Here is a 17,770-nt window from a genome sequence, read left to right on the forward strand (position 1 = left end):
AGCATGAAATGGGTGTTATTGATGATTGTCTTTTTTGATTGTGATGAAATAATTGTTTCCATTATTGCATCCAAAAGAACTTTTTGTGATTTTAGGAATAATGAGTGTTCCTACGAGTATTCCTAAAATAAAGTAATGAGTTTTAACTGGAATTTTTTCTTTTCGTTTCATGTGTTAGTCTCCTTTTCTATGTGTTATACAAAATGTATGACCCAAAGGTTAAGAGTATGAAAAAAAGAGCCTGTGGCTCTTTTTTTAGTAACGGTTAAATTTAAATAGTTCAAATTCTTTTGGATTTTTACCTGTATAGTCTTGTGAGATTAATTTAGCCCCAATTAATGAATAAAGGATTCCATTTGATCCAAATCCTAAGTTAAAGTAGGCTCCAGGGTAATCAGGGTGTTTACCGATGAATGGAAGTCCGTCTTTTGTGTCAATAAAGATTCCGTGACACCAAGAATCTGTTTTGATATTTTCAATTTGTGGGAACATACGACGAACTCGGCGTAGTAGTTGGTGATATTGTTGTAATGCTTCAGGATCACGATCCCCCATTGTGGCGATTTCATCTTTTTCGTTTTTGATTTCAAGATCTTCTCCACCGATAATAATACAGTTATCCATTGTTGGACGAAGATATGTGTATGGTTTTTCATCATTTCGAATTAGACATTCTTCTCTCCATCCATTTAGTGCTGATACCGGTTTTGATACGATTGAGAATGTACGACTAAGTGTATAGAATGGATCTTCTTTTTTAAACCACGTTAAGGCATCGTAACCTGTACAAATTGCTACTTTGTTTGCTGTAATGGTAAAATCATTTTCTGTTGTTAGGATGACTTCACGTGATGATAAATTGTAGTCAACGACTGTTGTTTGTTCAAAGACTTGAAGACCTTTTTTTACATTATAGTCGATGAGATCACGTGTGAATTTTACAGGGTCCATGATAGCACCACCATAATGTGAGAAAATTCCAGCTTCAAAATTAAAGCTAAAATCCTCTTTATTATTTTCAGGAGTGAAAAGTTCGCAATGAATTCCGATTGCTTGACGAGATTTACATTCTTTTTCCATGTAATCTAATTTAGTCGGATTTTCAGTATAATAGAAGCATGGTTTGAATGAGAAGTCACATGCACTGTTAATTTCTTTAACGATTTGACTGATTTCCATTACAGCTTGGTATCCAAATAAAAAGGCCTGTTGTGCCTGTGTTTCACCAATTAATGAAGAAAGTTCTGTTAAATCGTTATCGATTTCGTATTGTAAAAGAGCTGGTTCTGCGCTTGTCGCATTCATTGCGATTGTATTTTTTTCAATTAAAGCGCAACTGATGTTTTGTTTCATTAGATAATGTGCCGTTAGTGCACCTGTTATCCCACCGCCAACGATGACAACATCCGTTTTTAAATCATGTGTTAATCTAGGATAAGGGACTGTTTCTTCGTTTTTTCGTGTCCAGATTGGACTATCACCTATAATTCTCATAAAAATCACCTCAAAAAAAAAAACTAAAATTAGTTTGAGTTAAAAGTATATAAAATATTTGCACAAATTACAAATAGTATAAGCAAGAATTGGGAAGATGGAAAAAAATACTTGATAAAATTGCTCATTTTGGAAGCTTTTGAAGTGGATTTGAAGAAAAAATAGGCTTTTTTTATAATTGATACGACGTTTATAGGTTAATTTAATTTTTTGGTGATATAATATTAAGTTGAGAAAGTAGATTGGGAGTTTTAGGAGTGATGCTATGAAGTCGGGTTGGATGAAGGGGACTGTGATTCTGACTGGAACGGCCTTTTTTGTGAAGCTTTTGAGTTTGCTTTATAAGGTGCCTTATCAGAATCTAGCTGGAGATGAAGGTTTATATGTGTTCCAACAGGTTTACCCCTTGATTGGTATTTATACAACGTTGAATGGGATTGTTTTACCGACGATTATTTCAGAGTTGTTGTTAACGTATGGATACAGTGAGGATATTAAGCGATACATCAGAAATTCGTTATGGTTTTTTGGATTAGTATCGTTTGGATGTTTATATTTAGGAAGTAATGTAATTGCATATTTAATGGGAGACTTACAACTGAGTCTTTTAATTAAAGTGGTAGGATTGGCCTTTTTATTAGTTCCGACTTTATCATATTTACGAGGTGTTTCTCAAACAAGGGCAGAGACCATTCATGAAGTTGGATACTCGACAACGATTGAGCAATTAATTCGTGTAATAACCATTGTGTTCGCCTTGTTTATGTTACAAGAACAGAGCGTGTATCGATTAGCTTATTTTGCTTATTTAGGTGGATTAGCCGGACCTTTAATGGCGATTGCTTATTTATGTTTGAAGAAGCCAAAGGATCAACCGCAACAGTTTTTAAAGTTAACTCATCGTCCGCATTTCTTTAAGAAAAGTGTGTTTTTGTTTTTAAGTGCCGGAATTTTAATTATTTTTCAATTGATAGATAGCTTCTTTGTATTTAACTCACTTGTGGATAGTGGAGTTCCAGCTCTTGAAGCAATGAAATTAAAGGGAAGTTTTGATCGTGGATTACCAATTGTTCAAACAGCAACAGTCTTTACGAGTGCGATTGTCTCTTCAACGATTCCTCAGATGGCCGGTCTGACAGATATAAAAAAACGTAAGAAGGTATTTAATTTTGCGTTATTCTTAGTTCTGTTATTATCGATTCCTGCCTGTGTGGGATTATTTAGTGTGGTAGATGAATTGAATATTGCTTTGTTTAAAGATAATAGTGGAGTAGAGGCGCTAAAGATTTTAACGATTCAAATTTTGTTCTATCCGTTTATTTTCTTAAGTACGGCTGTAATGCAACAGGAGGGGCAGTATTCGAGGTTAGTGATGTCAGTATTAGCGGGTATCCTAGTTAAGATTGGATTGACCGCCCCATTAACGATGGAGATGGGGATTAGCGGAGCTGCTATTTCTTCTGTAGCGGCACTTGGAATTATGGCAGTCATTAATTTATTCCAATTTAAGAAGATGATTTATCGCCAATCTATTTTAACGTTGATTAAGGTTTTGTTTTCAACGCTTGGACTTTGGATGACGCTGGATTATTTAGGACCACAGATTCCGACGATTTTATCGGGAATGGATGATGTGCGAATGTATAATGTGATTTCATTAGCGATCCAAGTGATGGCTGGTGTAACTGTTTATGGATTGATAATGGGAATTTTCTTGATGACGACTAAGGTAGCGGGAAAAGGTGCGAAACGACGTAAAAAGAAAGCGAAAAATGTAAAGAGTATAGCAAAAGTATAAAGATAGATGAAATAGCTTACTCTAATGATGAATGATTATTTCAACAATTATATATAGGTCTAGATAAAATTTTTACAGTTGAAAAACTTTTAATTGGACTATAGGATATAGGGTCTAAGGACTGAGATTGAATAAAAAAATTAAAAAATATTTCTGTTTATAATAGAAAGGGGCAGCATGGATGATTTACATTGTAGGACTTGGAGCAGGAGATGAGTCTCAATTAACGCTAGGCGTTGTGGCAAAATTAAAGTCTGGATTACCTTTATTTTTAAGAACGAAAGAACATCCAATGATTAATTTTTTAGAGGAAAATGGAATTGAGTATCGCGCATTTGATGATATTTATATTAAGCATGATACATTTGAAGCTGTTTATGAAGAGATTATTGAAATAGTAAAAGAGGAAGCTAAAAAAGGTGACATTATTTATGCAACTCCTGGTCATCCATGTGTGGCTGAATATGCAGTAAAACGATTATTAGCTGAAGCTGAAGCTGTTGTTTTAGGTGGGCAAAGCTTCCTAGATCCAATGTTTGCGGCATTAGCAATCGATCCGATTGAAGGGTTACAAGTGATGGACGCCTTAGATTTTGACTATGAAGCAATAGCTCCTAAACAACACCTAATTGTTCCACAAGTATTTGATCAAATTACAGCTTCAAACTTAAAAATAGATTTAATGGAAGTTTACGACGATGAATATGAAGTATGCATTGTTCGTGCAGCAGGAAGCAACATCGCAGAACTAAAATGGGTAAAATTATACGAACTCGATCACAACTTCAAACTCGACAACCTAACAACAATCTATGTACCACCTCTAAAAGGCTAAGACTTTATAGAGCATTTGGTTGTCGAAGCTGGATTGAATAAAAAGCTGAGATGCGGGCTTAAATCACAGTAAAAGCCAAAAATTATGTAGGATAATCGTTAACTAGGTAGTAATAAATTTTAAAGGTGACACAAAAGATAAAGTAACGAAAGGAGAATAGATATGCGTTTAGATAAGTATTTAAAAGTTTCACGCTTAGTGAAACGCCGTACGCTAGCTAAGGAAGTAGCGGATAAAGGGCGTATTGAAATTAATGGAAAAGTGGCCAAATCAAGTACAGATGTTAAACTTGGTGATGAATTAACACTTTATTATGGAAACAAGATTTTAAAAGTACGTGTAACTGATATTAAGGATTCAACTAAGAAGCAAGATGCAGCTTACATGTATGAAATCATCTCTGAAGAACGCATTGAACGTCCATCATTAGATGAAGTAACAGGAATCGAAATATTTGAATGATAAGAGTAAAAGGCTGAGAGAGACGGTTAACTGCGAACAAAAGTTGACATTCACCGAAGTGCTATGTGTTGAGCACAAGAGTGAATACAACTTTATGGAGGAGTTGTCTCTTGGAGCTAGATTGAGTAAAAAGCTGAAAACACCGATTAATCCTACGTAAAAGTCGTATCGAATGCTATTGACTCGCTTTATGAGTCAATAGGCATTTGAAGACTTTATAGGAGGATTGGTGTTTGAAGCTGGATTGCGAGTAACCCTAATTAACCTCTTCTACTCCATACAAAATAGGTAGAAGGGGTTTAATTAGGATAAATGGTCTTATAATCTCAAAAATTCGATTAGACCGTCTAAAAGGCTGAAAACCCCTTTTAACTTATAAAACGTGAAGCTAGTTAATTAAAATAGGCTATCTCCTAATTTGGAGGTAGCCTATTTTTTTGAAATCTCGACAGGTATTTTCTAAGGATTAAGAATTATGGTTGATTAAGTTTTTTTTCATCGGATTTTTGCATTTGAATTGAGTTAGGATTCGCTATTATTTTACGATTTTTTTTATTATGTTACGGATTTTTTTGAAGATGTCGGATATCATCGGACGGTTATGATATTTTTTAATATGTAATTTGGAATATTGCCTTTATAATTTAGTCAAAAGGGAGGCATATGTTATGAAGAAGTTTTTAATGATGGTGATGATGTGTTTATTAGTAATGGTAACGGGATGTAGTTCAAATCCAAAGACTAATGAAATAGTAAATGAAGAACCAGAAGTTTTAGAGGAAGTAGAAAAAGAGGAACATCCAGTTGAAGAGGTAGCGGATGATATAGAAGAGGTTTCAATTAATATATTAGTACCAAGTGGTTCGACTGCTATGGCGATGGCTCATTTAGCAAGTGAGTTACCAGAACTTGATGAAGGAGTTAAATGTATTGTAGAGCCGTATGTTCAAGGTAGTGATCCGTTATTAGCGGCTTTTACTTCTGAGACAGCTAATGTGATTGTAGCGCCGACTAATTTAGGAGCAACGTTGTATCAGAAGGGGGTTCCTTATCAATTAGCAGCAACGATTGTTTGGGGGAATTTGTATTTAATCAGTAGTGAACCTATGACAATCGAGGAGTTGTCTGGTACAACCATTACGGCGTTTGGTCAGGGAAGTACTCCTGATATTGTCTTACAAACGGTTCTTAAGGAAAAAGGATTGTTAGATTCAGTTGAGATTGAGTATTTGAATAGTGTGACTGATGTTCAGTCGATGTTTGCTGCGGGGGAAATTGAGATAGCGGTTATTGCGGAACCTTCTTTATCGGTTTCGAAGACGAAGGTTGAGAATGCTAATTTGGTAGCTGATTTTCAAGAAGAGTGGAGAACTCTTTATGATGTGACGTCTTATCCACAGGCGAGCCTTTTTGTTCACAGTGATTTAATTGAAAATAATCCAGGAGTTGTGGAGTCACTATTAGCACAGGTAGCGGCAAGCGTTAATTTTGCAAATGAGTCTCCGAATGAAATGGCGATTGAGGCTAATGCAACAGGGCTTGAAACGCCTGAAGCTATTATTGCCGCCTCTGTTCCTAATTCACATTTAATTTTTAAAACGGCTAAAGAGGCGCAGGATGAGATTAATTTATATTTAGAAAAACTTTATGAGTTTGATTCGAAAACGATAGGTGGAGCATTACCGGATGATGATTTTTATTATTTAGATAATGATAAATAATTTTTGGAATAAATGAGGTAGATTTGAACATATTATAAACGGTGATAACTTGAAATTCGGTTTGGTAGCCGACTTGTTTTGTAGGGGAAAGACCACCTACCAAGTTATTGTCACTTAGCACTTGAATATGCATTTCAATCTGTTGTTTAACTTAACGTTCATCAGTTATTGGTGATTTTTGTGAATTCAGTTTGAGAGCATTATTCGAGTGCTTTTTTTATTATTAGATGCACTGGGGGGGAGTACATGAAAATATATACTGTTATTTCGATGTTTATTGTTTTAGTCGTTTATGAATATTTTTCATTTTCGGTTGGAAAGCCATTAATTCTCCCATCTGGTGAATCTATTTTAATGGAGATTTTTACGATTATAAGAGGCACAACATTTATTGAAATTATTTCAGTCACAGTTGTTAGGACGCTTGTAACTTTTGTGTGTATTTTAGTTTTATCTTTAGTTGTTGGCATCTTAGCGGGTTATTATAAAGTAGTTGCGGCGTTGTTAAATCCGGCGATGATATTGCTCCGGACGATTCCGACGGTTTCATTAATTTTAATTCTCTTAATTTGGTTTGGTCGTGATTTAGGACCGACGATTATTGTGGGATTAGTTATTTTTCCTATTATTTATGAGTTGGTAGTCGGATCAATTAAAAAGGTAGATAGTGATTTGAAAGATGTGTGTCTATTATTTGGATGCACAATATTTGAAAAGTTTTTTGCGCTTTATTATCCTAATTTAATTTATGCTTTAAGTAGTGGTGTACAGGCAACGCTCGGTCTTGCTTTTAAGGTGATGGTAATGGCAGAAGTTATGGCTCAAAGTCGGATTGGAATTGGACAGGCACTTAATTATGAGAAGACGTATTTAAATATGGCTGGAGTTTTTGGATGGACGATTATTTTAATTTTGATTGTGATGATATTTGATTTTTTAATTAGTATGATAATGAAGTTTTTATTAAGAAAGTTAGAGTAAATTAACAAAAAACTATTTTAATTGATAAAAAGTGATTTTAATTTCAAAGAAATCTGTCATTTTGTTAGAACAACGAGTGAGATTAAGCATAAAATAAAAGGTAGAAACAATGACTTCTTTTCCTTTAGTTATATTTGTTGTTAATATTACATAACTTTTATTGATAACAGATAATGGAGGGAAAAGAGACTATGAACATTTATGAGAAAGAATCGTACATGAAACAGAAGCCAAGCACTTTACTTGGTCACCACCAGGTTATGATGAAAGAACGTAAATTGATGGATGTGACAGGTATAACCAAGTTATTAAGTTTTGATAGTGAGTTGTTTACTATTGATACAACAATGGGGATTTTAACTGTTAGGGGAATGGATTTAGAATTGAAAAATCTTGATCTTGAAAAAGGAGAGCTATCGATTATTGGGTATATCACTGGATATGAATACGATGATTTTCAAACAGTGGGGGAAGACTCAAAAGGAATCTTTAGCAAATTATTTAGATGAGTCTAAATACACAATTCGCCTTAATGATTCATGCTATTTTGTACGGAATTTTTATTGGAATAACGTTTGATTGTGTGACGATTGTTAAGAATCAATTGTTTAACAAAATCGTCCAAATAGCATGGATTATTCTATATTGGACTATCCAAATCCCCCTCACATTCATATATATTTATAATGTTAATGAAGGTATTTTTCACCTGTACATATTACTTTTCTTAGCTTTGGGTGTTATTCTATATTATAAGTTTATGAGACAAAATCTGCATCATGACCTCGAAATGTTGGGAGAAAGCCTGTTTATTGTAGCAAAGTTCATTAAAAAATTGGTTATTATCCTAGTTATTTCACCCATTATGTTTATTTACAAGCTTGTTTCTGATATAATAATTGTGTTTCTTAGAATTTTAAAGCTTATATTTTACACTCCTTTTGCTAAGTTAGGAATTTGGTTTACGAAGAAAAAGAAGGTGAGACGACGTGGCAAGAAAACTAACACTAATAACGAAACAGAATCGAAAAATTAGAAGAAAACAATTTTTCAAACGCTTTTTAACACTGACTGTTTTGGTTGGAATTATGGTCACTACTGGTTATTTTATGTATACAGAGCGTCTTACTAAACTTTCCGAAGCTAAAGCACTACTTGCTGAGTATGAAGAACAATATTCAGAGTTATCTGAAAAAGAGGAATATTATCGCGATGAAATAAGCAAACTTGAGAATGAAGACTATATTGCTCAACTTGCCCGCGAGAAGTATTTTAAATCCGAGGAAGGTGAAATAATCTTTAAGCTTCCAGAAGATTCACAGGAATCAAACGAAAATTAATTAATATAAATATTATGAGGAGGACTGTCGATTTTTATGTCAATCACAGCTGGTCAAAAGTTAAACGGTAAAATCACGAGTGTTAAGAAGTTCGGTGCATTTGTGGAATTAGAAAATGGTAAATCAGGACTTGTTCACATCAGTGAATTATCTGAAAAATTCGTAGAAAAAGTTGAAGATGTTGTTAGCGTTGGTCAAGAAGTAACTGTACGCGTTAAAGAGGTAACACCAGAAGGGAAAATTAACCTTTCAATGAAACCTGCACGTCCAGAAAGACCTGCACGTCCAGCTTTAGACTTAGACAAGGCAATCACTAATTTCTTAAAAGATAGCGATGAGAAACAAACTAGTCTTAAAAAGAATTTAAAAACTCAACGTCGTCGCTCTAACTAATTAAGACGATCTTAGTTTAAAATATATATTTAAACTCCACTTCAAATCGAAGGGGAGTTTTTTTAATTAGTATTCTTTTTTAGTGACAATTTTAACTGATGTCATATATGATACGTAGCTTCCAGCAATCAGAATAAGGGTGGCTATTATACAGATGACTGGTAATAGAGCATTCAATTGTTCTTCTGATGGGAAAGGAATGCCTGTTAAAGCTAAGACTTTACTAATAATAAGGATTAAAACGGTTGGAATCGCAAAGATAGCTAATAGCATGATGCGGCTACGTTCTACTCCATATTTAAAAATAAGAGGAAGTAGGATAAGAATCATGAGAATCATAATTCCTGTGCTTCCAATTATTGAGGCGACCAGATCCCCAAGTATAAAGCTCCCTTTAAAGAGGCTAAGTAGAGAAGTTAAAATAAATGAGAAAACTCCCCCAAAAATAATAAAAGAAATTCCTAAAATATATTTACTTAAAACAAGTTGCTTTTTGGTAATAGGTAACGATAGAGCGTACATATTCCATTTAGAGTAATCATCGTATGAGAATGTTGTAAGGATTTGCATTGCAAATAAAATGGTAATCATGCCAGAAAGAAATGTTGGATTTAAAGTTGAAAATAAGAGTGTGTAGAATAGACACATGATAATGATTGTTTTTAAATTTTTACGCAAATTTAATAAGTCTTTTAAGATAAGTCCTTTCATTATTTCATTCCCCCGATATAAATAAGCATTAAATCTTCGATACTTGGCTGATCCATAATTAGATTTCGGTATTTAATCTCCATTTTTTGTTTATCTTTAACGAGTATTTCATAAATTTGCCCAGTTTTTTTGCTGTGGATAATATCTATCGGATCAATTTGTGTTAGTTCTTGCTCACGACATTTAATAATGACATAGTCATTTAATAATGCATCTTTTGATTTGGAAAAAATGATATTTCCTTCATGGATAAACGTAATATAGTCTGCTATTTTTTCAAGATCAGAGGTGATGTGGCTTGAAATTAAGATTGAATGTTCTTCATCTTGAATGAAATCTAAGAAGATATCTAAAATTTCATTACGTACAATCGGATCAAGGCCGCTTGTCGGTTCATCTAAAATTAATAGTTTGGGATGATGAGCTAGTGCGGTGGCGAGAGATAATTTCATCTTCATTCCACGAGAGAATTCTTTAATGATCTGATTTTCAGGAAGTTTAAATTGCTTCAAATACTGATTAAATAGGGGAGTGTCCCAATTTTGATAAATATTTTTCATCATTGTATTAATATCTTTAGCTTTTAATTGATCAGGAAAATGACTTTCATCAAAGACGATTCCGATTCGTTGCTTAATTTCTAGTTCATATTTTGAATGATCTAGTCCAAATACTTCGATTGAACCACTATCTTTATTAATAAGATTTAAGATTGATTTAATGGTGGTACTTTTCCCAGCTCCATTTTCTCCAATTAAACCAACGATGTAACCTTTAGGTACAACTAAATTAATATTATTGATTGAAAAATTGGGATAGTTTTTAGTTAATCCTTTCACGTTAATGGCGTGTTCCATTTTTATACCTCCTCATGGTATAGAACATTTAAGATTTCAGTTAATTCTTCGTAAGAGATACCACAGCTTTTTGAAAGTGAGACAGCCTTTGTTAAATAATCTTCGATTTGTCTTTGTTGTTCTTCTTTAAGTAGATGGGAGTTGTGAGTCGCAACAAAACTCCCTTTTCCTACAACCGTTTCAATGAAGCCATCGCGTTCTAAATCTTCATAGGCTCTTTTTGTTGTAATGACACTGATGTGTAGAGTTTTAGCTAAGGCTCTCATTGAGGGAAGGGCATCGCCTTCTTGTAAAGCCCCGGTCATGATTAGATTTTTAATCTGAGATGTTATTTGTTCGTAAATTGGTTTCTTACTTGAGTTGCTTATAATGATTTCCATTGCATCACCTTTGTTATATTGTATATACAGTATATATACAATATATTATTGCTACAATAAAAAGTCAATAGGATTTAAAAATTTGTTTACATTGGTAATAGTGGGTGTTATAATCCAGATTTGTTGCATTTAAGGAGAAAAAAATTCAATAAATAATGAGGAGAAGAAGATGAATACGTTAGAGATTGATAAAAGAAGTTCATTGTTTAAATTAACATGGCCTATATTTATCGAGTTAGTGTTACAGATGTTGGTTGGAAATGTGGATCAGTTTATGATGAGCCAGTATTCTGAGAACTCTGTTGCAGCAATTGGAAATGTTAATACGATTATGAATTTTGTGACGATTACGTTTAGTATTGTAACAATGGCTATTACGATTATGGTTACACAATATTTAGGGTCAAGGAATAAAGAAAAGGTATCTGAAATTTATACGGTTGGAATTTTTACGAATTTAATTTTTAGTTTGATTATTAGTGCAGGATTATTTTTAGGCAGTGACGCGATGTTTAATGCTTTAAAGATGCCAACTGAATTAATGGCTGATGCTAAAGTGTATTTAAATATTGTTGGAGGACTGATTTTCTTACAAGCTTTATTTATGAGTTTCTCTGCAATTTTTAGAAGTAATGGTTTAATGAAGCAGGGAATGTATGTTTCAATTATTGTGAATGTATTAAATATTGTTGGAAATGCTCTGTTACTTCCTTCAATGGGAATAGCCGGAATTGCAGTTTCGAGTGTATTTAGTCGCTTTATTGGAGTTATTTTAGTGTATCGTGTATTTGTTAAAAGTGTTTCGGGGGATTTACATATTAAATATTTAAGGCCATTTCCCCGTGAGACGTTTAAACAGTTAATTCGAATTGGGTTGCCTGCTGGTGGAGAAAGTGTGGCGTATAATGTTTCACAAATGATTATTTTAACGTGTGTGAATATGTTAGGAACAATCGTTATTACGGCGCGTGTTTATGCAAATATGATTGCGTGGTTTTCATTTTTATATTCATCGGCTGTTGCACAAGCGAATCAGATTATTGTCGGGCATTTAGTCGGAGCAAAGGAAGAGGACGCGGCATATCAACGTGGGCTTAAGACATTATGGCCGGCAATGGCAGTTACACTCGGGGTATCAATTACGGTTTATATGTTTAGTGATGTGATTTTTGGGATTTTTACGAGTAATCAAGAAATTTTAAGTTTATTAAAGACTATCACGTTCATCGAAATATTTTTAGAATTAGGACGAGCTGTGAATTTAGTTTTGGTTCGTTCAATGCAAGCAGCGGGAGATACGCAGTATCCGGTCTATGTCGGGATTTTATCGATGTGGGGTATTGCGACGCTTTTATCATACGTATTCGGTATTGTATTAGGATGGGGACTTCCTGGTATCTGGATAGCGATGGCTCTTGATGAATGTGTCCGTGCAATTATTTTCCTAGTTCGTTTCAAACGTGGTGGATGGCGAGGAAAAGCTGTTATTTATTAATATTAGAAAGGTCACTTTATCGTAGATAGAGGGACCTTTTTATTTGGACAAAATTTAACATTTAATATCAAAATTTAAAAATGAGCATTTATTATATGCAAGTTTGAGATTTTTTATTCTACTTTCTACTTAACGTTACAAAGGTTTTAACATCAATTACTGCCGAGTGCTGTAAAACAAAGTCAAAAGGCTGAATAATTTTTAAACTCTCTGACGAAGAGGTGCTAATTCTGTCTTTCAAAAGACTAAAACACTCCAACAAAGTGACAAAATATCAACTTGCAGGGTGGTAATATAGGCTTACGAATTGAGCCCGGGGGGACAATTGGTTATTCTGTAGGAGGAGAGATGTTATGGAACTTGTATCGAAAATGAAAAAGACATTTTCGCCAAGACCAAAACGCGAGGCTAAAGAGAAGTTGAATATTTATACAATTAGCCAGCTATTCAATCAATTGGTTAACTTTCAACAGTTAATTAAATCGATGTATGAATTCATTGGTCATGGTCAGTTGATTAAAGTTGATGTCATCATGGATTGTATCCGTATGGTGATTGATCAAATGATGCAATCAATCATGTATGATCGTCATGATTTTGAACTTCAACTTAATCGTATTAAGGAGGAGCTTGATAAGCTTCATGTGCGGTGTGCAGATATTAAGATTAAGAGTTTATATCCTAGACTCATCAAGATGGATTTAGTTATTAATTCACCCCCGAAAGAGTTGACGCTGTTGTCCATTCAAACGATACTAGAGAGTATAATGAATGAGCCACTTCGGTTAATTGTTGAGAAAACAAAAGGTAAACAAACAAAAATTAAAGTTTATTCATCGAACTTATTTAATATTGATCACGCTGTCTCCTATGTTGGAAAAGATGGAAATAAAATTTCAGGTGATAGCTATATGTATGAGAATTTCAGTAATGGTCAAACCTTTATTGCAATAAGTGATGGAATGGGAAATGGAGAAGCTGCCCATAAAGAGAGCTCAGAAGCTCTTAAAATTTTAAAATGTTTGTTAAGTTTTAATATCCCTGTTAAAACAGCCATCCAAACCTTACAACAATTACGACAACATTCCAATACAGAGGAACGATTCTTTTCGTTAGATATTTGTATGATTGACCGAGAAAGACAAAGAGCCATGTTTTATAAAAACGGCGCAACCCCAACATTCTTAGTGCGTGATCATCAAATAGAACTAATCAATTTAGCTCAACTACCCGTTGGAGTTATGGTAGATCAAGTAGTCGACCATGTAACGTTAAATTTAGAAGATAATGATATTTTAATCATGTGCAGTGATGGAATCATTGAACAGTATGGAAATATCGAACAATTAAAACAGACAATTTTATATCAAGTTGACAAAACGCCAAAAGTATTGGCTAAGAGTTTGTTACAACTAACCGTTAATAAAAATAAAGGAAAAATAAAAGACGATATGATGGTATTAGTCGTTCAATATCGTAGACAATCGATAGTTCAAGCGCAATATGCATCATAAAACTTTAGCAAGATAGATAACAGGAAGATAGATGAGATTTCTTTATGGCTGGCAACATAAAAGAAGCTCGTCTATCATCTAAACTAATTAATTTTATCTGTTTTCAGTGAAATGTTGAGTGTTAATACATGTATCCAATGGCAATGAGGTATTTAAATTTGTGTGAGGCAAGTCATTAGCCTTAAAAAATGACAATAGGTGTGTAAAAAATCCAGAAAAAAGTGTGTGTGTAAATCAAAGTGTGCGAGGCAAGTTGCTGGCCTAAAGCAGTGACAATAAGTGTGTGTAAAATCCAGAAAAAAGTGTGTGTGTAAACAAAGTGTGTGAGGTAAGTCATTGACCTAAAACAATGACAACGAGTGTGTAAAAAATCCAGAAAGTTAAAGTGTGTGTGTAGAAAAAAGTGTGCGAGGTAAGTTGTTGACCTAAACAGTGACAACGAGTGTGTGCAAAATCCAGTAAGTTAAAGTGTGTGTGTAAATTAAAGTGTGCGAGGCAGGTCATGGGCCTAAAACAATGACAACGAGTGTATAAAAAATCCAGTAAGTTAAAAGTGTGTGTGTAGAAAAAAGTGTGCGAGGTAAGTTGCTGACCTAAAACAGTGACAACAAGTGTGTGTAAAATCCAGTAAGTTAAAATTGTGTGTGTAGATCAAAGTGTGCAAGGTAAGTCATGGGCCTAAAACAATGACAACGAGTGTGTGTAAAATCTAGTAAATTAAAAGTGTGTGTAGATTAAAGTGTGCGAGGTAAGTTGCTGACCTAAAATAGTGACAACAAGTGTGTAAAAAATCCAGTAAGTTAAAAGTGTGTGTGTAAACAAAGTGTGCGAGGTAAGTTGCTGACCTAAACAGTGACAACGAGTGTGCGTAAAACCAAGTAAATTAAAAGTGTGTGTAGATGAAAGTGTGCGAGGCAAGTTGCTGGCCTAAAGCAGTGACAACGAGTGTGTAAAAAATCCAGTAAGTTAAAATTGTGTGTAGATCAAAGTGTGCGAGGCAGGTCATGGGCCTAAAACAATGACAACGAGTGTGTGTAAAATCTAGTAAATTAAAATTGTGTGTAGATGAAAGTATGGGAGGTAAGTTGCCGACCTAAAACAGTGACAACGAGTGTGTGTAAAATTCAGTAATTTAAAATTGTGTGTGTAGATCAAAGTGTGCGAGGTAAGTTGCTGACCTAAACAGTGACAATGAGTGTGTAATCAAAAATATGTAAGGATGGTCACTTTCCTAAAATAGTGATATAAATTTTAAATATTTATTTGAATTATATTAGTTAAGTTATTAACTTATACAACGACAAATTAATTTTAGTAGGGTACTAGGTTCAAGGGTCAGGTTACTAGCCTTAATAAAGTAATTGATTATTTATTATAAATTGGAGATTGGTTGACTATTTTATGGCTGGCACCATATAAGTAGTTATAATAGAAATCTCATTGAAAATTATTTGTTTTTAAGTAAGATTTATATTTTTTTAAAAAGTTTTATGTGTTCATCCAATTTTAAAACCATTTTATGATGGAAGTGTCCTACTAGAGTAGGGACGTGTTCGGACAAACAATTGAATATTATCCACGATTTTGTAAATCGTTATTTCGGATACAGGGGCGTATTCGAAGGTTCCGAATATGTAAGGGGACCGGTTTGAATGATGTGATAGTCGCGAATCATGTCATTTGTTGAAGTTTAATTTGTAATAATGAGCTCATTATAAATTTAAAAATCAGATTCTATCTAGGATCTGATTTTTTGTTGTTTGGAGGATATTAAGAAAAAGTGTATGAAAGTAAGGGGAATGCTTTTTTTTTACCTCAAAATGGATATAATAGATAATAAGCGTTTTTTAAAGGGCAAGGAGAAATAGAATTAAATGAAAAAGGTTATATTAAGGACGATAAAAAAATACAATTTATTGGAGAAAAATAAATCAGTTGTTGTCGCAGTTTCAGGCGGGGCAGATTCAATGGCATTACTAAATTTGCTAGTCGAAATTAAAGAACTGTATAACCTTCATTTAGTTGTAGCTCATGTGAATCACAAGAAGCGTGAAAACTCAGATTTAGACGAGGTTCTAGTTAACAAAATAGCATTAGAAAATGGATTAGATTATGAGGTTTATTATTTACCTAAGTGTTTAACTAATGAAAATTTTCATGAATATGCGAGAAGAGAAAGATATAACTTTTTTAAAAGAGTTGCTGCTAATTATAAAGCAGATTGTATTGTGACAGCGCATCATGCCGATGATCATTTAGAAACACAAATTTATAGACTTTTATATCATAGTACAGTTAGTGGTTTAATTGGAATAGAACCGATAGTGGAGTATTGCGGATTGAAAATAATTAGACCATTAATCGAGGTAACAAAAGATGATATTTACAAGTATTGTAGTGAGTCTAGAATTGAGTACAGAGAGGATGAATCAAATCAAAGCGATGTGTATACTCGTAATCGAATTCGAAAATATATTATTCCAGCTTTAGCAGAAGAAACTTTTTCTGTTTATGAACATTCTCGAAGCATTAGTGAGCAGTTAAGTGAAGATGAAGCGTTTTTTAATTTACAGGTTGATCAATTAATGAATGAAGTTTCTGAAATTAAGGGAGTATTTAAAGTTTCAAGAAGTTTTATAAATAGCCTTCCTAAAAGCTTATCAAGACGATTGATTAAACGAATTCTTCAGCAGTTTATGATAAAGGATATTCAAACTGTACATATTGAAGAAGTACTGTCAGTTATGCAGAGTTCAAAACCTAATTTGAGCGTGACGTTACCTAATCAAATTTGTTGTGTTATAGCCTATGATATAGTACAATTCTCTACAATGCTTGATGAAATAGAGCCATATGAGATGATTTTAGATGTAGATTCTACGCTTGTCTTACCTCAAGGTTCTACTTTGTGTATAAGGGAGAACAAAGTCGATGAAAAAACGGAAAAATCTTGCATTAATAAAGTTGATTTGTGTTATAATGAAATAGAATTACCTTTAAAGGTTAGAACACGCAAACCAGGTGATCGTATCACTCTAATGAACGGACATGGAACGAAAAAAATTAAAGAAATTATGATTGAATGTAGAGTTCCCAAACATTTAAGAGATACATGGCCGATTATTACAGATTCGAATGATCGAATTATCTGGATTCCACTTTTAAAAAAATCATCTTATTGTCAACAACATTTAAATGGTAAAACGATTACAATTGATTATTGTCACCTCGGAGGGAATGAAGAAGATGCATAACGATATTAAAGAAATTTTATTAACAACTGAACAAATCGAAGCTAAAGCTGCAGAATTAGCGAAGCAATTAGAAATCGACTATGCGGATAAAAAACCGGTTTTATTAGGGTTATTAAAAGGATCTGTTCCGTTTATCGGAGATTTAATGAAGTGCATGAATATTCCAGTTCAAATTGAGTTTATGGATGTTTCTAGTTATCATGGGGGAACCGCTTCAACTGGACAAGTTAAGATTTTAAAAGATATTGATATCTCAGTAGAGGGACGTCATATCATTATTGTTGAAGACATTGTAGATACAGGATTTACTTTAGATAAAGTTATCGCACTTTTAAAACATCGCGGAGCTGCAAGTGTTGAAGTAGTAACAATGTTGGATAAACCAGAAGGTCGAGTAGTTGTAATGGAACCAAAATACATTGGATTTACAATTCCAAAAGCCTTTGTTGTTGGTTATGGATTAGATTATGATGAGTATTATAGAAATTTACCATATGTAGGAATTCTTAAAGAAGAAGTCTACATGAATTAAGAA

18 protein-coding genes are annotated in these 17,770 nt (G+C 33.5%); 13 read left to right on the forward strand and 5 right to left on the reverse strand.

Translation table 11 applies throughout. The annotated features are described in order from the left end of the window. Window positions 1-15: 15 nt before the first annotated feature. Window positions 16-171, reverse strand: a complete 156-nt coding sequence (locus QWC74_RS14120) for a hypothetical protein (protein WP_006783199.1) — start codon at window positions 169-171, stop codon at window positions 16-18. Between the two features lie 84 nt (window positions 172-255). Further along, window positions 256-1,494: an FAD-binding oxidoreductase gene (locus QWC74_RS14125; RefSeq protein ID WP_006783200.1), complete on the reverse strand. Its 1,239-nt coding sequence runs from the start codon at window positions 1,492-1,494 to the stop codon at window positions 256-258. Between the two features lie 265 nt (window positions 1,495-1,759). On the opposite strand from QWC74_RS14125, the gene QWC74_RS14130 reads away from it, so the two are divergent. The 9 genes from QWC74_RS14130 to QWC74_RS14170 all read left to right on the forward strand — a co-directional run bounded on the left by QWC74_RS14130 (window position 1,760) and on the right by QWC74_RS14170 (window position 9,024). Continuing rightward, window positions 1,760-3,292 (forward strand): oligosaccharide flippase family protein, encoded by a 1,533-nt coding sequence (locus tag QWC74_RS14130; RefSeq protein ID WP_006783201.1) that lies wholly within the window; start codon window positions 1,760-1,762, stop codon window positions 3,290-3,292. A gap of 181 nt (window positions 3,293-3,473) precedes the next feature. Then, window positions 3,474-4,127 carry an SAM-dependent methyltransferase gene (locus QWC74_RS14135; protein WP_006783202.1) on the forward strand — a complete coding sequence of 218 codons (654 nt, stop codon included), beginning with the start codon at window positions 3,474-3,476 and terminating at the stop codon, window positions 4,125-4,127. A 162-nt stretch (window positions 4,128-4,289) separates the two neighbouring features. Further along, entirely contained in the window at window positions 4,290-4,589 is a 300-nt protein-coding gene (locus tag QWC74_RS14140) for an RNA-binding S4 domain-containing protein (RefSeq protein ID WP_006783203.1), read from the forward strand. A gap of 668 nt (window positions 4,590-5,257) precedes the next feature. After that, a complete protein-coding gene (locus QWC74_RS14145; protein WP_155223044.1) occupies window positions 5,258-6,310 on the forward strand; it encodes an ABC transporter substrate-binding protein in 1,053 nt (350 codons plus the stop codon). Between the two features lie 246 nt (window positions 6,311-6,556). Then, complete coding sequence (locus tag QWC74_RS14150; protein ID WP_006783205.1) at window positions 6,557-7,291, forward strand: ABC transporter permease; 735 nt, start codon at window positions 6,557-6,559, stop codon at window positions 7,289-7,291. A gap of 191 nt (window positions 7,292-7,482) precedes the next feature. Then, window positions 7,483-7,800 carry a sporulation protein YabP gene (gene yabP / locus QWC74_RS14155; protein WP_006783206.1) on the forward strand — a complete coding sequence of 106 codons (318 nt, stop codon included), beginning with the start codon at window positions 7,483-7,485 and terminating at the stop codon, window positions 7,798-7,800. Then, entirely contained in the window at window positions 7,797-8,327 is a 531-nt protein-coding gene (gene yabQ, locus QWC74_RS14160; protein WP_006783207.1) for a spore cortex biosynthesis protein YabQ, read from the forward strand. The genes yabP and yabQ overlap by 4 nt, the downstream gene beginning before the upstream one ends. After that, complete coding sequence (locus tag QWC74_RS14165) at window positions 8,281-8,631, forward strand: septum formation initiator family protein (protein ID WP_006783208.1); 351 nt, start codon at window positions 8,281-8,283, stop codon at window positions 8,629-8,631. Before yabQ ends, QWC74_RS14165 begins: the two co-directional genes overlap by 47 nt. Before the next feature lie 36 nt (window positions 8,632-8,667). Next, window positions 8,668-9,024: a S1 RNA-binding domain-containing protein gene (locus QWC74_RS14170; protein WP_006783209.1), complete on the forward strand. Its 357-nt coding sequence runs from the start codon at window positions 8,668-8,670 to the stop codon at window positions 9,022-9,024. Between the two features lie 66 nt (window positions 9,025-9,090). Here QWC74_RS14170 and QWC74_RS14175 read toward each other — a convergent pair whose 3' ends face one another. From QWC74_RS14175 to QWC74_RS14185, 3 genes are read right to left on the reverse strand one after another with little or no spacing between them, the layout of a single operon-like run. After that, the gene (locus QWC74_RS14175; RefSeq protein WP_006783210.1) at window positions 9,091-9,735 is read right to left on the reverse strand and encodes an ABC-2 transporter permease; all 645 of its coding nucleotides are present in this window, start codon (window positions 9,733-9,735) and stop codon (window positions 9,091-9,093) included. Next, entirely contained in the window at window positions 9,735-10,592 is an 858-nt protein-coding gene (locus tag QWC74_RS14180; RefSeq protein WP_006783211.1) for an ABC transporter ATP-binding protein, read from the reverse strand. Before QWC74_RS14180 ends, QWC74_RS14175 begins: the two co-directional genes overlap by 1 nt. A gap of 2 nt (window positions 10,593-10,594) precedes the next feature. Continuing rightward, entirely contained in the window at window positions 10,595-10,972 is a 378-nt protein-coding gene (locus tag QWC74_RS14185; RefSeq protein ID WP_006783212.1) for a GntR family transcriptional regulator, read from the reverse strand. A gap of 169 nt (window positions 10,973-11,141) precedes the next feature. Here QWC74_RS14185 and QWC74_RS14190 point away from each other — a divergent pair, with 169 nt between their 5' ends. From QWC74_RS14190 to hpt, 4 genes are all read left to right on the forward strand, one after another. Continuing rightward, window positions 11,142-12,467, forward strand: a complete 1,326-nt coding sequence (locus tag QWC74_RS14190; RefSeq protein ID WP_006783213.1) for an MATE family efflux transporter — start codon at window positions 11,142-11,144, stop codon at window positions 12,465-12,467. Between the two features lie 353 nt (window positions 12,468-12,820). Further along, a complete protein-coding gene (locus QWC74_RS14195; RefSeq protein ID WP_006783214.1) occupies window positions 12,821-13,981 on the forward strand; it encodes a SpoIIE family protein phosphatase in 1,161 nt (386 codons plus the stop codon). Between the two features lie 1,874 nt (window positions 13,982-15,855). After that, window positions 15,856-17,235 carry a tRNA lysidine(34) synthetase TilS gene (gene tilS / locus QWC74_RS14200; protein WP_006784884.1) on the forward strand — a complete coding sequence of 460 codons (1,380 nt, stop codon included), beginning with the start codon at window positions 15,856-15,858 and terminating at the stop codon, window positions 17,233-17,235. Further along, a complete protein-coding gene (gene hpt / locus QWC74_RS14205) occupies window positions 17,228-17,767 on the forward strand; it encodes a hypoxanthine phosphoribosyltransferase (RefSeq protein ID WP_006784885.1) in 540 nt (179 codons plus the stop codon). The genes tilS and hpt overlap by 8 nt, the downstream gene beginning before the upstream one ends. The last annotated feature ends 3 nt before the right edge of the window (window positions 17,768-17,770 follow it).

Source organism: uncultured Turicibacter sp. (assembly GCF_938044715.1).
Lineage (GTDB): Bacteria > Bacillota_I > Bacilli_A > MOL361 > Turicibacteraceae > Turicibacter > Turicibacter sanguinis.

Coding starts and splice junctions, on each gene's coding strand:
- tilS (WP_006784884.1), top strand. CDS start 15,856: ATGAAAAAGGTTATATTAAGGACGATAAAAAAATACAATTTATTGGAG.
- QWC74_RS14195 (WP_006783214.1), top strand. CDS start 12,821: ATGGAACTTGTATCGAAAATGAAAAAGACATTTTCGCCAAGACCAAAA.
- hpt (WP_006784885.1), top strand. CDS start 17,228: ATGCATAACGATATTAAAGAAATTTTATTAACAACTGAACAAATCGAA.
- yabQ (WP_006783207.1), top strand. CDS start 7,797: ATGAGTCTAAATACACAATTCGCCTTAATGATTCATGCTATTTTGTAC.
- QWC74_RS14135 (WP_006783202.1), top strand. CDS start 3,474: ATGATTTACATTGTAGGACTTGGAGCAGGAGATGAGTCTCAATTAACG.
- QWC74_RS14145 (WP_155223044.1), top strand. CDS start 5,258: ATGAAGAAGTTTTTAATGATGGTGATGATGTGTTTATTAGTAATGGTA.
- QWC74_RS14120 (WP_006783199.1), bottom strand. CDS start 171: ATGAAACGAAAAGAAAAAATTCCAGTTAAAACTCATTACTTTATTTTA.
- QWC74_RS14175 (WP_006783210.1), bottom strand. CDS start 9,735: ATGAAAGGACTTATCTTAAAAGACTTATTAAATTTGCGTAAAAATTTA.
- QWC74_RS14140 (WP_006783203.1), top strand. CDS start 4,290: ATGCGTTTAGATAAGTATTTAAAAGTTTCACGCTTAGTGAAACGCCGT.
- QWC74_RS14125 (WP_006783200.1), bottom strand. CDS start 1,494: ATGAGAATTATAGGTGATAGTCCAATCTGGACACGAAAAAACGAAGAA.
- QWC74_RS14185 (WP_006783212.1), bottom strand. CDS start 10,972: ATGGAAATCATTATAAGCAACTCAAGTAAGAAACCAATTTACGAACAA.
- QWC74_RS14180 (WP_006783211.1), bottom strand. CDS start 10,592: ATGGAACACGCCATTAACGTGAAAGGATTAACTAAAAACTATCCCAAT.
- QWC74_RS14130 (WP_006783201.1), top strand. CDS start 1,760: ATGAAGTCGGGTTGGATGAAGGGGACTGTGATTCTGACTGGAACGGCC.
- QWC74_RS14170 (WP_006783209.1), top strand. CDS start 8,668: ATGTCAATCACAGCTGGTCAAAAGTTAAACGGTAAAATCACGAGTGTT.
- yabP (WP_006783206.1), top strand. CDS start 7,483: ATGAACATTTATGAGAAAGAATCGTACATGAAACAGAAGCCAAGCACT.
- QWC74_RS14150 (WP_006783205.1), top strand. CDS start 6,557: ATGAAAATATATACTGTTATTTCGATGTTTATTGTTTTAGTCGTTTAT.
- QWC74_RS14190 (WP_006783213.1), top strand. CDS start 11,142: ATGAATACGTTAGAGATTGATAAAAGAAGTTCATTGTTTAAATTAACA.